Source organism: Paenibacillus sp. W4I10, from assembly GCF_030816325.1.
In the GTDB taxonomy this organism is placed as follows: Bacteria; Bacillota; Bacilli; order Paenibacillales; family Paenibacillaceae; genus Paenibacillus; species Paenibacillus amylolyticus_B.
Map to the genome: position 1 here is coordinate 2,692,297 of NZ_JAUSXX010000001.1, position 16,588 is coordinate 2,708,884.

Genomic DNA, 16,588 nt, shown 5'->3' on the forward strand with positions numbered 1-16,588 from the left:
AAGAAGCAACCGAAGTCACGCCTTCTGGTTGCTTCCAACATCATCACATACAAAAGATATGCTGTCCGATTGTTTTCACTTGTGGACGGGTCCAGATCCATTTGGATGTTGCTGTCTTCGGGTTAAAATAATAGAGACATCCACCGGACGGATCCCATCCATTCAGGGCCTGCTCAACTGCCTTTTTGGCTTGTGCGTTCGGTTCCAGATAGATCTGTCCGTCCGCTACAGCCGTAAATGCACCTGGTTGAAAAATCACACCAGAAGGCGTACTTGGAAAACTTGGTGAATTTACGCGATTCAGAATTACTGCTGCTACTGCGACTTGACCTTCAAACGGTTCCCCTCGGGCTTCACCATATACTGCGTTAGCCATAATCTTGAGTTCATTCTCCGAGAGACCAAGTGCATTGGCAGATCCCATATTGTCTTGCTCTTTATCTGCCGTATTGTTGCCGCCTCCACCCCCACCTGAGGATCCCTTGTGTAGCGGCGGCTCTGTTGGCGACCATTTGGTTGACGCATTGTACAGCTTGAGCTTGGTCTCAGCTCCAACCACACCATCTGCCTTCATGCCAAACTCGGATTGAAACCATTTGACGGATTTCAGCGTGCTGCTGCCAAAATTACTGTCGATTTTACCATTGTAAAATCCCAGGTACTTCAGACGCCCCTGAAGCTCATATACATCCTGACCATAACTTCCATATTTCACTGTATTGCTGCTAAACGTAGGCAAGGCCTTTTCTTCTACCTGCGGTGTACGCTCGGCTGAACTTTCAGTTGCTGTATTCGCAGGAAGCAAATAACGAATCCCCAATGCGGATATCAGCAAAATAGCAGTGAAAAGCCATAGGTTCATTTTTCGCATCGACTGTGCTCTACCTTTCTCTTGTGGGATTAACAGAATCGCTAAGGTTATTATGACAAGCCTGCTTGTTTCCTATGCACCAAATCATCCGATCTTTGGAGTAGATGGCAAAACTTCAGTCTCCTGAGCAAGCAAAAAGCCCTCAACCAATAAGGTTGAGGGCTTAAACGATTCATTGTATCCATGTTACACTACGAGCTTATTTTATTCTGTTGATACTGTTCAAGCGAAACCAACACTTCCCTTGGTTTGCTGCCCTCGTAAGGACCGATTACCCCCCGGGCTTCCATGGAGTCAATCAAACGCGCTGCACGTGTGTAACCAACCCGCATACGACGTTGCAACAGGGAGACTGAAGCTTGTTTTGCCTCCAAAATAATCTGTACAGCTTGCTCATATAACTCATCCTGTACTTCATCTGCTGCCTGAATGGAATCATCCACTTCAGGTACAATGGATTCATCATACTGCGCTTCACCTTGACCACGTACGTAGTTTACAATATTCTCGACTTCTTCATCGCTCATAAATGCACCTTGTACACGAACCGGTTTTGATGCGCCCATTGGCATGAACAACATGTCTCCACGGCCCAACAGTTTCTCAGCCCCACCCATATCCAGAATCGTTCGGGAATCGACTTGGGAGGATACGCCGAAGGCAATCCGCGATGGAATGTTAGCCTTGATTACCCCGGTAATAACGTCAACAGATGGACGTTGTGTGGCAATAATCAGATGGATTCCAGCTGCACGAGCCATCTGAGCGAGTCGTGCAATGGCATCCTCCACATCTCCGGCTGCAACCATCATCAGATCTGCAAGCTCATCCACAATGACAACGATATAAGGCAGAACAGCCGCAGGATTATCTTTCATCAGATTATTGTAACCCTCGACGTTACGCGTACCTGATTTGGAGAACAGTTCATATCGTTTCTCCATCTCAACCACAATCTTTTTGAGAGCAAGTGACGCTCGTTTAGGATCCGTTACTACTGGTGCCATCAGATGTGGAATTCCGTTATATACGTTCAACTCAACCATCTTGGGGTCGACCATCAGGAACTTCACTTCATCCGGCTTGGCTTTGTACAATATGCTGGTAATAATACCGTTAATACACACCGACTTACCGGAACCTGTAGCACCTGCGACCAGCAAATGGGGCATACGAGCCAAGTTACCAATAATCGTCTGACCCGAGATATCTCGGCCAAATGCAATGGTCACTTTGGATTCTGCATCCTGGAACGTCGCCGTCTCCATTACCTCACGCATCGTTACAACCGATACCTCGCCATTAGGTACTTCGATACCAATAGCAGACTTTCCGGGAATCGGTGCTTCCATCCGAATATCCTTTGCCGCCAGAGCCAACGCGATATCATCAGTTAGGCTGACAATCCTGCTGACCTTAACACCAATATCAGGCTGAATTTCATACCTTGTAACGGCAGGGCCCCGGACCACTTCAAGCACCTTGGCGCGAACACCAAAACTCTCCAGTGTAGCTTCCAGCTTGCGTGCTGTCTGCATATAATCCTTCTGGTCACCCGCCTTGCCCCCATTGTTTGGCTTGGCAAGGAGACGGAATGACGGCAGCTTGTACGGCTTAGGAGGTGGCGGTGGTGGTTTCACCGGTTGTGTGTCCTGCCCTTCAGGAGTAGGAGTATCTGTTCCCTGCATTGCATCATTAGGTACTTCTTCTCCACTCTGTATCTCATCCACAGCATTCAATCCGTTCGTACCCGCATCGGATGCAGACCACTCTGTCTCAACCAGTTCATCCGTTATTTTAATGGCATGCTCGCCCTGTTGTACTACGTTTGGATCGGCCAGATCATCCGGGAACGGATAAGCATCGTCCAGATCATCTTCAATGCTTGCCTCTTCTGCTCTGACGTGCTCGAAAAAGTCTCGAATGATCGGCGCTGAGTTAGGTTTAGCCTGAACAGGAACACGTGATGAAGCTGATTTGTTCGCTACGTCTTCGGTCGCATCCTGCCACGCCTCTACATTGTGTTCTTGTTCGGCGCGGTACACAATCTGTTCTGTTTCTGCCGAATCGACCTCATCCATTTCACGTCCTGATGTCGCCTGTTCACGATTAGCTCCCCATTTCCCAAAAAGTTGGAAGAATATTGGCGCTTTTCGTTTTGGCAGATGCTGTTCCTCTAATTCATCCTCATACTCGTCTTCGTCATCTTCAACAGGAACAGGCACCACTTTACGAGTGTTACCTTTCTTCCTTCCATCAGATGCTGAAGCAGAACGTGCAGAGGGCCTCGACTCCAGCTTTTTGTACATCGAACTCCCGGCATCCCAGATCTTGGTTCGGAATATTCGAATCAGATCCACATAAGATAGACTTGTAATCAGCATAAAACTGATGATAAACATGACAATCATGATGAGTCTCGCCCCAAGGCTGCCGAACAGCCACAGGAAAAGAGCAAATTGCCCTGCTCCGAGATAACCACCGCTGATGTCCTTGTTAAGCATGGAGTCCCTCTCCCCTGGTGCAGCAGGGGTTAGCAACTCGGTTTGCATATCATTATGTACCTGCGTAATCACAGCACCAGGCTCAAGCGCACCAACCGGAATGAGCTTCTGGTGCATTGCAGAGACGGTACTCATCAGGGTTAAAGCAAAGACCAGCAATACCAGTCCTGTTTTGCGTGTAGTCCAGCCACTCGGCCATTTCCGGTGAATCATCACCATGAGACCATAATAAATACCAACAAGTGGAATCGCAAAATAAAACTTACCAAGCATCAGTCCGAACATCTTGGAAAGCGAACGTCCAACGGTGGCTTCACCCGATAATGCTATGACAGCAAGGGTAATAAGCACAATCCCGTAAATTTCATATTTTAAAACGCCACTAAAACCAGCGCCCTTTTTTTTCCTCTTTTTTCTTCTGGCCAAAATCAGGTCACCCCCAGAAGAATATTATACCATACAAATATAATCCGTACATATGTTCTTTTTCTGCTCAATTTGTCTGAATTCGTCGCGTTATGCTGATCCCAAGTTACCCGAAAGCGGAATGGTCGAACCGGGCATATTAGCAGGATTGAGATAAGCTTCAAGTGGACAATCCAGCAAACGTACAATAACGGCTTCATTGTCATTAACAGGTCTCACCTGCATCAATAAACCATTCATCTTGATCTCCTTTGTATCTTCGCCCTCTTTCCACATTCCCGACCAGAGTTGTTCCGGGGGCATCACTGTATATAATGTCATTGGGTATAACCTCCCGCCTGCAGGGTCTGTCTCTTGTCTCCTATGAGCTGATTTAACTGGGCAATAGCCTGCCCAATCCCGCCTACTGCATCCATCAATCCATATTTCACTGCATCTGCGCTTCCTACAGCTGTACCAATATCCCGATTTAACTCACCGGTCTTAAACATCAGTTCTTTGAACATCTCTTCAGAGATATTCGAATGAGAAGTCACAAATCGAACAACCCTTTCCTGCATTTTCTCCATATACTCAAACGTTTGAGGTACACCAATGACAAGGCCGTTCATCCGAATCGGGTGGATCGTCATCGTGGCACTTCCGGCAATCAGGGAATATGTTGAAGCTACAGCAATCGGTACTCCAATGCTATGCCCGCCTCCAATGACCACAGTAACCGTAGGTTTGCTCAGAGAAGCAATCATCTCTGCAATGGCCAGACCCGCCTCTACATCTCCCCCTACCGTGTTCAAAATGATCAGTATACCTTCAATACGCTGATTCTGTTCTGCAGCCACCAGCTGTGGAATGATATGCTCATACTTTGTTGTTTTATTTTGTGGTGGCAAAATCAAATGCCCTTCGACCTGTCCAATAATGGTCATACAGAAAATATTCGATTCACCTGCAGGCGACTGTGTCTGCCCAAATTGCTGAATAGTCTCTGTCACGGGAGAGATGGCCTTGTCCTCCTGAATCGGAATCTCCGGTGCTTCAACTTCCGGTTGATTGGATCTTGATGCCTGCTTGCCATTCATACGTTCATTCATTTCAATAATCCCCTTCTCCAGAAACATTTAATGTATTTCCTTAGTATGGGGATTTTTCCAACCACCTTATACTCACTACATCAAATTGCTTCACATATTGACCCTATTGCAGATCTTCCTGAAAACGCAAAAAAGCCCCTTCTCTACGAGGAACCGTCCAATATTACTCGTAGAGAAGGGGCGACTGTGTGCCTGAATATATGTTTTTGTTTAGCCTATTTTAAACTTCCATAATGATTGGCAAAATCATCGGTCTACGACGAGTTTGCTCATACAGGAAGCGTCCCAGTGCATCTTTAACATTTGTTTTGAGTGAAGCCCACTCGTTAACGTTCTCACTCATCAACTTCTGCAATGTGCTGCTAACGATCCGGTTAGCCTCATCCAGTAGTCCTTCCGATTCACGTACATACACAAATCCGCGAGAGATGATGTCAGGACCGGAAACAATTTTTCCATCCTGTTTGCTCAGTGTTACCACAACAACAAGGATACCATCTTGTGACAACAATTTGCGGTCACGAAGTACAATGTTACCCACATCGCCTACACCCAAGCCGTCGATCAACACATTACCTGCAGTAACTTTACCTGCTCTACGTGCTGCTCCACCTTGAATTTCAATCACTTCACCGATATCCGTGATGAAAATGTTCTCAGGTTCTACCCCTACAGATTCAGCAAGAACCGCGTGGCGACGCTGCATACGGAATTCACCGTGAATTGGCAAGAAGAATTTCGGTTTCATCAGGTTGAGCATCAGTTTCAGCTCTTCCTGGCTACCGTGACCAGATACGTGGACACCACTGTTAGCACCGCTGTAATGCACGTTAGCGCCCAAACGGAACAGTTCATCAATCGTACGGCCTACATATTTTTCATTACCTGGAACCGGTGTTGCTGCGATAATAACGGTGTCGCCTGGCAGGATGTCCACTTTACGGTGTGTGGAACGAGCCATACGTGTCAATGCTGACATTGGCTCACCTTGACTTCCTGTACAGAGAATCACGACACGATCAGCAGCCATTTTGCCTACTTCTTCAGGTTCAATGATCATGCCATCCGGAATCTCAAGATAACCCAGTTCTGAAGCAATACCAACCACGTTCACCATGCTCCGTCCGATAACTGCAACTTTACGTCCAGTCACTTCTGCTGCATTGATCACCTGTTGGATACGGTGTACGTTGGAAGCAAATGTCGCTACAACAACACGTTGACTAGCTTTACGGAAGATATCTTCCAGAACGATACCTACATTTTTCTCCGATGGTGTGAATCCAGGTTTCTCAGCGTTCGTACTGTCGGACAACAGCGCTAACACGCCATTTGTTCCGATCTGTGCCATACGCTGAAGATCTGCATATTGACCATTGACTGGAGTATGGTCGAATTTGAAGTCACCTGTGTGAACAACTGCACCTTCCGGTGTTTCGACACATACACCAACAGAATCCGGAATACTATGGTTAGTAGCGAAGAACGATGCTTTCAGAACAGATCCAAGTTGGATCTCGGAATCAGCATCAATCAGAATACGTTTTGTTTCACCCAGCAAATTCGCTTCTTTCAACTTGTTTTCTACAAGTCCAAGCGTAAGTCTTGTTCCGTATACAGGAACATTCAGATGTTTGAGAACATATGGCAGACCACCAATGTGATCTTCATGTCCGTGAGTAAGGATGATTCCTCTTACTTTGTCACGGTTCTCAGTCAGGTAAGAAATGTCAGGGATGACAATATCAATACCAAGCATATCTTCTTCCGGGAATTTAAGACCAGCATCTACGACTACAATGTCGTTGGCGTATTGGATGACGTACATGTTTTTACCAATCTCGCCTACGCCGCCCAAAGCAAAAATCATCAGTTTATCGTTATTATTTTTCTTAGACAAATGAATCTAAACCTCCTATGGTAGTTGGACGTCGTACCTTATTATTTATTGTAAGTTAAGAAAAGTAGTCCATACATCACATACCCACCTATCGGGATGAATGCAAAAGAACACCTTTATTCACGATATTTGGAAGAAGTTCTTCGAAGTTATTCCCTTTGACCAACAAGTTGGAGTTGAAATTCCCTCTTAGCCGTTCCTTCCTTTTTCACCGCAAAGCTACACCACGAAACGATGTCGCTTTCAATTTCAAAAAAATACCGCACCCAGTCACTTGACATCATTATACATGATTAAAAACAAAAAAAACAAGTCACTCTCTCGTTAACCTGTAGGTTTCCCCTTAGCAGTGGAAAAGAAACCTCACATTACTCGTAAAAAAAAGAACCGCAGCCTCTACGAAGAGGAGCGGTTCTTTTGCTGATCTGAAGGATATTCCCATGATTAATAAAATAGTCCATATACAACCAAAATGATTACAAATTAAGCAAACCTTTGATATAAACCTGCTCCTCTTCCGTTGGCGGAATAAGTGGCAACCGTACGGAACCAACGTCTAGACCACGCAATGTCAGCGCATATTTCACCGCTACAGGGTTTGGTAGAGGCTGTGGACACTCAAACAGGCCTTTGAACACCGGGAACAACTGCTGATGAATCTGAGCAGCCTGAAGAGGTGCTCCGCCATAGAAGGCGTCAATCATTTTCTTCATTTCTGCCCCTACGACATGACTGGCCACGCTGACAATTCCATGTGCTCCAACCGCAATCGCTGGTAAGCCTGAAGCATCATCACCGGAATAAACTCTGAAATTTTCTGGAGCACTTGCTGCAATCAAAGTAACCTGCTCCATAGACGCACATTCCTTCGTAGCGACGATGTTAGGAATCTGTGCAAGACGAAGCGTTGTCGCTGCTGACAGGCTGGTTACTGTACGCCCAGGCACGTTATAGAGCATAATTGGCAGCTTGGTGGAGCCTGCAATCGCTTCAAAATGTTTGAACAAACCTTCTTGGCTAGGTTTGTTGTAATACGGAACAACCAACAATATGCCATCCACTCCGGCACGTTCAGCTTCCTGTGTCAAATGGATGGAATGTGCCGTGTTATTGCTTCCCGTTCCGGCTATAATTTTGCACCGACCGGCCGCATGTTTCACTGCAAATTCGAATAATTGAACTTTCTCAGTATCACTAAGTGTTGGAGACTCCCCTGTTGTTCCAGAAACCACAAGCGTCTCCGACTTTTGATCTACAATTAGATAGTCGATTAGACGTGCCGTTTCCTCCCAATGAATCTCTCCTTGTTCATTGAACGGAGTGACCATTGCTGTAATCAATCTTCCAAAGTCCAATTCGATTCCTCCTTCAAAACAGGTTTGGCTCCTCTAACTTCAGTTATTTACAAATGAAGTTCGAATGAGGCGTGAAGTGCCCTCAGGGCCTGAACCATATCTTCTTTTTTTACGAGTACCCAGATCGTTGTATTCGAATCTGCCGATTGCAGGATCTGAATGTCTGCCAGTGTCAAGGACTCCACGATTCGAGCCATGATTCCAGGTACACCATTAATGCCTCCGCCAATGACGGACACTTTGGCACAACCGGACAGGCTTTGTGGCTTGAGACCTATCTCCTGCAATACCTGTATGGCTTTCTCGGAATCACTGTCAAAAACCGTATAGACAACTCCCGAGGGGGTAACATTAATAAAATCAACGCTGATTGAATTCTCAGCCATGGTTTTGAACACTTTTAGTTGCAATCGATCTGCACCACCAGCCACATCCACCGTAATTTGCGTTACATTGCTCACGTAGGCGATGCCTGTTACATAACGGTCAACAATGCCTGTCTGCACATCCTGGAATCCTTCCGGATGCGTAACCAGCGTTCCTTCCGTGTCTGCAAAAGTAGATCTTACCCGTACTGGAATCTGGGATTGCATCGCAATCTCAACCGCACGTGGATGGATTACCTTGGCCCCGTGGTGGGCCATGTTACAGATCTCTGCATAACTCACAACAGTCAGTGGACGTGCATCCTCAACAATTCGCGGATCAGCGGTAAGTATCCCGTTCACATCTGTGTAGATATCCACCATTTCAGCACGTAATGCTGCACCCAGAGCTGTAGCAGACGTATCGCTTCCCCCACGACCCAGTGTCGTGAAGTCTCCGTTCTCTGTCTGCCCCTGGAATCCGGTTACAACAACGACACGGCCAAGTTGAAGCTGCTCCAACACACGAACAGGACGGACATCCAATATCCGGGCATTCCCGAAATTGTCGTCCGTCACAAAACCTGCTTGTGCACCGGTCAGCACTGTAGTTGGAATGCCTTCATGTTCGAGTAAACTGCTCAACGTTGTCGCAGATATGATTTCACACCACAGCACAGCAGTAAATCCTTTTCGCGTGCGGATAGTGCGTTTCCGTTCTGTGCAGCCCAGTCCAGCAACGTATCAGTCGCATATGGCTCGCCGCGGCGTCCCATCGCAGACACAACGATGACCAGACTCAATCCTGCTTCAAGTTCACGTTTAACGTGACGGAGCACATGCTCTCTCGCCTGAACAGTGGAGAGAGACGTGCCTCCGAATTTCTGTACCATGATACGCATCTTTATTCCTCCATTTGTGTACGCAAGAAGACTGGACACGGGTCAAATTAACAAATGGATCACTCTAGGGAGCGTTCTGATGCGATAATTTCAGTTATCGAGGTCATGACGCATACATTCACAATAGACCTCTCCCGCTTGCTTAACCTGTACTGCCCGCAAGCAGGAATGCCTTATAGACAGGAACGTGGACATAGTAGCTGTTCAATCCAGCATATCGTCCCCCATGATTTTCTTTGTCTCTCGAACCCTTCTTCATTTCTCCAAGCGCATAAACGTTGTCACCGAATCATTGTTCCATCAAGCCTGTGAAGAACGCTCCACAATCATCGGCTGCAACTGTTTGCCCTCAAGAGCACTCCAGCAAGCCTCTGGAATCAATTCCATTTTGGCGACTAACGAGTTTGGTTTTTTCACTGGATCGTCTTGCCCAAATGGCACAAAATACAAGTATTTAGCCACGAGCAATTTGGCGATATTCGCAGCATTCAAGCCCAGACCGTCATTCGTGGAAATCGCGAGCACAAGCGGACGCTGATTGCGCATCTGCGCTTTGGCTGCCATTAGCACTGGACTGTCGGTCATCGCATTAGCCAGCTTGCTTGTTGTATTCCCTGTGCATGGAGCAATAACCAGCACATCAAGCAGCTTGGAAGGCCCTAATGGCTCCGCTTCAACAATTGTAGAAATGATATCATTACCTGTTATATCTTTCAACTGTTTTTGCCAATTTTGCGCCGTACCAAAGCGTGTATCCGTCGTCAGAACCGAATTCGAAATAATCGGAATGACGTTGGCACCTTCAGCTACGAAGCGGCTAATTACCGGCATAACCTCTTCAAACGTACAATGAGAACCCGTAATTGCATAACCTACCGTTTTTCCCTGCCAGTTCATGATTTAACCTCCCGTGCGTTCAGTTCTTCCAAAAGCAAACGGATCAACGCGTTGGCAATAATGCCGCCAGCCGTTTTGGGAGCAACAATGCCGGGGAGGCCAGGCGCAAGTAGCGCTTTGATACCGCGTTTGTCGGCATACCTGAAATCACAGCCGCCAGGAGCGGATGCGAGGTCGATAATGACAGCCTTTTGCGGCATTCTGGACAGGATTTGTGCTGTGATTATCATAGTCGGTATCGTATTAAAAAGCAAGTCAACTTCCCCGGTTTGAGCGGCCAAATCCGTTGTCATGAAAGGCTTCCAGCCCATTATTGTAGCGCGGGCAGCATCCTCTTCCCGCCTGATTCCCACCCGTACATTTGCTCCAAGTCCCTGCAGTGTTTTGGCCATTGTGAATCCTGTTCGACCAATGCCAAGCACAATGCATTCCGAACCATGGATTGTGAAGTCCGTCTCCCGAATAGCTATGGCGATGGCTCCCTCAGCTGTTGGAATAGAGTTGTAAAGTGCAATATCATCACGATCAAGTACTTCAACAAGTCGCAGCCCATTTTCAAGACAAAGTTCGCGCAAGAACGGCTTTGCCATACCTGTGAACACAATACAATGCTCCGGTAATGCTGCAATATGTTCCTTTTTCAAATAGATCGGTGTGTCACTGAATGAAGTACTTACTTTTCCCAGGTCATCGCAACCGACGACAGGCAGTACCAGTACATCTGCGGAAGCAAACACTTCGTCCTCCAGTTCCTGGTGCTCAATCCCTGGAATGGAACGCTCTATTTTATCGAAACCCACCACACTTACCGTTGCATCCAGCTCAGCGCACTTTTGAATGACTTCAAGCTGCCGCGCATCTCCGCCCAGGACTACAATCCGGACTCCGGTCAGCATCGGGACGTCACTCCTTTCACCACATGTATGCCTTATCGTATGCAGGGGCCCACAGGGGGGTGAAAACAATAATTGCATTCCACCTTCCGTTTCTCGAATGTAAAAAAGAGCCGCCCCTGTCAGGGGCGACTCTAAAGAATGGGTATATTTACGCTGCTTATTTCCCGGTATGACCGAATCCGCCTTCACCGCGTAACGTTTCCGAAAGTTCATTCACTTCCGTCAATTCAACCGCAGGCACGGTCTGGAAGACGATCTGTGCGATGCGCTCTCCCCGTACAATCGTGAACGGTTCCTGACCCAGATTAATCAACAGAACTTTAACTTCTCCGCGATAATCCGCATCAATGGTCCCCGGTGTGTTGAGGCAGGTAATTCCATGTTTGAAAGCCAGTCCGCTCCGAGGACGGATCTGTGCTTCCAATCCAGCTGGCATTGCCATCGCAAGTCCGGTAGGAATCAGCGTACGCTGACCCGGCTGCAACACAACATCTTCCTGAAGTGCAGCTACTACATCAAAGCCGGATGCCAGCTCCGACATTTTTTGAGGCAGTTTAATATCTTCATTGCCCGGCAGTTTCTGTATTTGAACGTAATGCAACAAAATCATCCCTTCTCAATCCAGCGATCGTCTTATCTGAAGCGCCAACCATAGCAAGTGCAAAAGGTTCAGCAAACATCAGATCAAGTACCGCGTTAATATCGTCCATGGTAACTTGCTCAATTTTGGTGATCATCTCATCCAGCGTATGGTGTCTGCCCAGCATGAGTTCGTTTTTACCCAGACGATTCATGCGACTGCCTGTGCTTTCCAAGCTCAGAATCAAGCTGCCTTTCAGCTGTTCTTTTCCTTTACGAAGTTCATCTTCGGACAAGCCGTTTACAGCCAGGTCGCGCAGAACCTCTTTGGTCAGATCAAGCACTTCTTTGGTCTGTTTCGGTGCTGTACCCGCATATATCGTGAAAAGTCCGCTGTCCGCATGAGAGCTATGATAGGAATACACGGAGTACGCAAGACCCCGTTTCTCACGAATTTCCTGGAACAGTCTGGAGCTCATGCCTCCACCAATGGCGTTATTCAGAACAACCATAGCGAATTGCAGGGGATCTCCGATTTTACACCCCGGGAACGAAATACAGATATGATTCTGTTCCGTTTTCTTTTTGTGAAAGAGCTGTCCGCTTTGGAAGGCTGGCATCGTGACTGCTTCGGTTACTCCATTTACATCAAAAGCACCAAAATGTTTCTCCATCAGATCGATTACACTGTCATCAATATTACCCGCGATACTAATGACTGTGTTCTCAATCGTGTAGTGCTCCTTCATATATGCACGCAGATGACTGGAATCCATCGCTTTGAGACGTTCTTCCGTACCCAGGATTGGGTATGCGAGTGGATGCTCACCATAGGCGGCCAAGGCCATCAGATCATGAACCATATCATCAGGCGTATCTTCATACATCGAGATTTCTTCCAGAATGACATTTTTCTCCTTGATCAATTCACCATCATCCATTTTGGAGCGGAAAAACATATCAGACAATACATCAACCGCAATCGGCAAATGTTCATCCAACACTTTAGCATAATAACACGTGTATTCTTTGGAAGTGAACGCGTTCACGTTACCACCGATCGCATCGAACTGCTCCGCAATCGCCTTGGCATCATAACGATCTGTTCCTTTGAACAACATGTGTTCAATAAAATGTGATACTCCGTTACTTGCAGGTTGCTCATTGCGCGAACCTGTCTTGACCCATATTCCGAAAGACACAGAACGGCAGGTCGGTATCTGTTCCATGACAACTCTGAGGCCATTGCCCAGCTGAATTTTTTTCATGGTGGCCCTCCTACATCTCTATAATTGCCTTGATCTCAACCTTGAAATTGAAATCGACATTTGGTTCCAACTGTTTGATATTAACAAAAAAACAACGTTCACTCAACCGCAGAGGTAATTACACGTTCCGAAGACAGCGTCTCACTTACTGTTCCGAGCACCAAACCTTTGGCCCGTATGGATTGAATCATGCCCTTTAAAGCTCCCGAAGAAGCAGCTGTAGGGTGCATTAGAATTAACGTGCCTGCCTCGGTATTTTTAGCAATTTTGGCAACAACGGCATCCGGGCTTGGCTTACGCCAATCCACAGTATCTACTGTCCATAACACGGTTTGCAGTCCCATGGATGAAGCAATGTCAACGGTCTTTTGATTAAAGTCACCAGAAGGCGGAGCAAACCAACGATTCTCTACGCCCAGTGTTTTATGGAGCAGATCCTGGGTTTTGCTAATTTCCAGCTTGGCCCGTTCTGCGCTCAATCGACTCATATTAGGGTGAGAATATGCATGGTTGGACATCTCATGCCCACGTTTCTGAATTTCTTTGGCCAGTTCAACGTTTTTGCTTAACCAACTTCCATCCAGAAAAAAAGTAGCCTTCACTTTCTCGGCATCAAGCGTATCCAGCATCGGTTTAATGTACTCGTTCCCCCAGGCTACATTAATCATAAAAGAAACCATCGGTTTGTTTGCATTGCCCCGATAGATCGGATGTGCACCCAAATCTTTAAGCTGAATCTCCGGCTCAATCTGACGGTAGACATACGCTATTTTGGTATTCAACGTTCCACTCAGCGCCTTACGGTATGTCGCTTCCACATCAATCTCAATGCCATTATAACCAGGAATCGCTTTCCATACCCGATCCACTCTGGCATTCACCGGAGCAATTTTCGTTTCAGCCGCTTTATCCCGAATCGCAGACAACAGCGCATCTTCCCCAGTTGCCTCCTTAAACATATCAAAAGCATTTTGCGTACCTGGCCCATCACGGATCTCCGTAATGTATGTACGTACACTGCCAACTTGTCCGATCAATATGACCGCAGTCACACCCGCCAGAACAGCCGCCAGCTTTTTGGATTGGTTTCCCACAGCTCCATCCTCCCGCCGTCTTTGTCCCCATCATATGAGGACAAGGGCAAAAATATGAATGCTAAGCCATGGTTTCATCCTTGCTTTACAAATTTAAACGTTAAAAAAAGAGCCAGAAATTCACATTCTGTCTCTTCATTCAATCTATCCATTTATAACCTGTCGCTTCGGTATCCTAGGATTGAGCCGGAGCTTCAGCAGTCAAAACTGCTTTACGGGACAAGTTGATTCGACCTTGTGGGTCAATTTCCGTTACTTTTACCGTAATGGAATCACCGATAGCTACAACATCTTCCACTTTGGCAACACGTTCAGTTGACAGTTGCGAGATGTGTACCAGACCTTCTTTGTTCGGAAGCACTTCAACGAATGCACCGAATTTCTCTACGCGTTTTACTTTGCCGACATAAATCTCGCCGACCAATACTTCGCGCACAATACCTTCGATGATCGCTTTGGCTTTATCATTCATCTCCTGGTTGGAAGAAGCGATAAAGACACGTCCATCCTGTTCAATATCAATTTTAACACCGGTTTCTTCGATGATTTTATTGATAATTTTACCACCTGCACCGATCACATCACGGATTTTGTCCGGATTGATATGCATCGTTGTAATTTTAGGTGCATATTGTGATAACTGCTCACGTGGCGTATTCATCACTTCAGTCATTTTGCTCAAGATGTGCAAACGACCTTCTTTGGCTTGAGCCAATGCTTCAGACAAAATTTGACGATCAATACCATCAATTTTGATGTCCATTTGAATCGCAGTTACACCTTCAGGTGTTCCGGCTACTTTGAAGTCCATATCACCGAGGTGATCTTCCATACCTTGAATATCACTCAGAATGGATACATGATCTCCATCTTTGATCAGACCCATAGCTACACCCGCAACTGGAGCTTTGATTGGTACACCTGCATCCATCATAGCTAGTGTGCTGGCACAGATACTTGCCTGGGAAGTTGAACCGTTGGATTCCAGAACTTCAGATACGAGACGAATCGTGTATGGGAAGTCTGTTTCGGAAGGGATGACTTTGGAAAGCGCACGCTCACCCAGAGCACCATGTCCGATTTCGCGACGGCCTGGAGCACGTAATGGACGAGCTTCACCTACGCTGAATGGTGGGAAATTATAGTGATGCATGAAACGTTTCGTTTCTTCAAGGCTGATTCCGTCCAAAATCTGAACATCGCCCAGTGCACCAAGGGTACAGATGCTAAGTGCTTGAGTTTGTCCACGTGTGAACAAACCTGAACCGTGCGTACGTGGCAGCAGGGAAGTATCACATTCAATTGGACGAATCTCAGCAAGTCCACGCCCATCCGGACGAACTTTATCATGTGTGATCAGACGGCGCACTTCTTCTTTAACGATATCGTGCAGGACTTCCTTCACGTCTTTAAGCAATTCAGGACTTTCAATATATTTCTCTTCAAAGTGAGCAACAGTTTCGTCATTCACTAGATCGATTGCATCTTGACGAGCATGCTTCTCGGCAATTTTAACGGCTTCAACCAGACGAGCACTTGCGAAATCACGCACACTGCTGTTGACTTCAGCATTAACGGCATGCAACTTAACAGCCATTTTTTCTTTACCAGCAACTTGCACGAGTTGTTCGATTACCGCAACAATGTTTTTGATCTCGTCATGTCCAAACATGATTGCTTCAAGCATTACTTCTTCCGGTAATTCGTTTGCTTCAGCCTCAACCATCATGATGGCATCCTTAGTTCCTGCAACCACCAGCTCAAGTTCACTGACTTCAAGCTGTGCAATCGTTGGATTAATGATGAACTCACCATTAATACGTCCAACTTTCACGCCACCAATCGGTCCGCTGAATGGAACATCCGAAATGCTCAATGCTGCTGATGTACCGATCATTGCAGCGATTTGCGGTTCGCAATCCTGGTCCACACTCATAACGATGTTCAAAACTTGTACATCATTCCGGAAGCCTTCCGGGAACAATGGACGAATTGGACGGTCTGTCAGACGGCTTGAAAGAATAGCTTTCTCACTCGGTCTGCCTTCACGTTTAATAAATCCACCCGGGATTTTACCTACGGCGTACAATCTTTCTTCATAGTTCACCGTTAATGGGAAAAAGTCCAGATCTTTCGGCTCACTTGATGCTGTCACGGTACACAATACCACGGTATCCCCGTATGTTACCTTAACGGCAGCATTAGCCTGCTTGGCCAAACGCCCGGTCTCAAACGTAAGCTTTCTTCCACCAAGCTGCATTTCAACACGCTGTTCCATGAAACCCCTCCTTTTATTCGTTCCTAATTCAATGGATTCTGCATATTCACAGTATTTCCTGCTTGTCCAGCATTCATTAGCTATGTATGGAACTTTCAACATGCTAACCTGCACAACAAAAGCTCCTCACGGAGCCCCATCTACAAATATATGGCAACATGT

The 16,588-nt window shown here is 46.6% G+C and carries 12 protein-coding genes and 1 pseudogene; all 13 read right to left on the reverse strand.

Annotated features, from left to right (window positions below; translation table 11 throughout):
* Window positions 1–43 precede the first annotated feature (43 nt).
* The 13 genes and pseudogenes from sleB to pnp all read right to left on the reverse strand — a co-directional run bounded on the left by sleB (window position 44) and on the right by pnp (window position 16,426).
* The gene (gene sleB / locus QF049_RS11915; protein WP_307537641.1) at window positions 44–871 is read right to left on the reverse strand and encodes a spore cortex-lytic enzyme; all 828 of its coding nucleotides are present in this window, start codon (window positions 869–871) and stop codon (window positions 44–46) included.
* Window positions 872–1,062: 191 nt separating this feature from the next.
* On the reverse strand, window positions 1,063–3,801 hold the full coding sequence (locus QF049_RS11920; protein WP_307537643.1) for an FtsK/SpoIIIE family DNA translocase: 2,739 nt from the start codon (window positions 3,799–3,801) through the stop codon (window positions 1,063–1,065).
* Window positions 3,802–3,891: 90 nt separating this feature from the next.
* Window positions 3,892–4,122: a YlzJ-like family protein gene (locus QF049_RS11925; protein WP_036670404.1), complete on the reverse strand. Its 231-nt coding sequence runs from the start codon at window positions 4,120–4,122 to the stop codon at window positions 3,892–3,894.
* On the reverse strand, window positions 4,119–4,892 hold the full coding sequence (locus QF049_RS11930; RefSeq protein ID WP_223869123.1) for a ClpP family protease: 774 nt from the start codon (window positions 4,890–4,892) through the stop codon (window positions 4,119–4,121). Before QF049_RS11930 ends, QF049_RS11925 begins: the two co-directional genes overlap by 4 nt.
* 220 nt (window positions 4,893–5,112) lie before the next feature.
* Complete coding sequence (locus tag QF049_RS11935; RefSeq protein WP_076208870.1) at window positions 5,113–6,792, reverse strand: ribonuclease J; 1,680 nt, start codon at window positions 6,790–6,792, stop codon at window positions 5,113–5,115.
* Window positions 6,793–7,268: 476 nt separating this feature from the next.
* Window positions 7,269–8,147 (reverse strand): 4-hydroxy-tetrahydrodipicolinate synthase, encoded by an 879-nt coding sequence (gene dapA, locus QF049_RS11940; RefSeq protein ID WP_124114093.1) that lies wholly within the window; start codon window positions 8,145–8,147, stop codon window positions 7,269–7,271.
* Window positions 8,148–8,194: 47 nt separating this feature from the next.
* Window positions 8,195–9,414, reverse strand: a pseudogene (gene dapG / locus QF049_RS11945) (aspartate kinase).
* Between the two features lie 300 nt (window positions 9,415–9,714).
* Window positions 9,715–10,311: a dipicolinate synthase subunit B gene (locus tag QF049_RS11950; RefSeq protein ID WP_062833836.1), complete on the reverse strand. Its 597-nt coding sequence runs from the start codon at window positions 10,309–10,311 to the stop codon at window positions 9,715–9,717.
* The gene (gene dpsA / locus QF049_RS11955; protein WP_307537647.1) at window positions 10,308–11,207 is read right to left on the reverse strand and encodes a dipicolinate synthase subunit DpsA; all 900 of its coding nucleotides are present in this window, start codon (window positions 11,205–11,207) and stop codon (window positions 10,308–10,310) included. The genes QF049_RS11950 and dpsA overlap by 4 nt, the downstream gene beginning before the upstream one ends.
* A gap of 157 nt (window positions 11,208–11,364) precedes the next feature.
* The gene (dut, locus tag QF049_RS11960; protein WP_307537649.1) at window positions 11,365–11,811 is read right to left on the reverse strand and encodes a dUTP diphosphatase; all 447 of its coding nucleotides are present in this window, start codon (window positions 11,809–11,811) and stop codon (window positions 11,365–11,367) included.
* A complete protein-coding gene (locus tag QF049_RS11965; RefSeq protein WP_062833834.1) occupies window positions 11,771–13,054 on the reverse strand; it encodes a M16 family metallopeptidase in 1,284 nt (427 codons plus the stop codon). The genes dut and QF049_RS11965 overlap by 41 nt, the downstream gene beginning before the upstream one ends.
* 98 nt (window positions 13,055–13,152) lie before the next feature.
* The gene (locus tag QF049_RS11970; RefSeq protein WP_307537651.1) at window positions 13,153–14,148 is read right to left on the reverse strand and encodes a polysaccharide deacetylase family protein; all 996 of its coding nucleotides are present in this window, start codon (window positions 14,146–14,148) and stop codon (window positions 13,153–13,155) included.
* A 175-nt stretch (window positions 14,149–14,323) separates the two neighbouring features.
* A complete protein-coding gene (gene pnp, locus QF049_RS11975) occupies window positions 14,324–16,426 on the reverse strand; it encodes a polyribonucleotide nucleotidyltransferase (RefSeq protein ID WP_307537653.1) in 2,103 nt (700 codons plus the stop codon).
* Window positions 16,427–16,588: the final 162 nt, after the last annotated feature.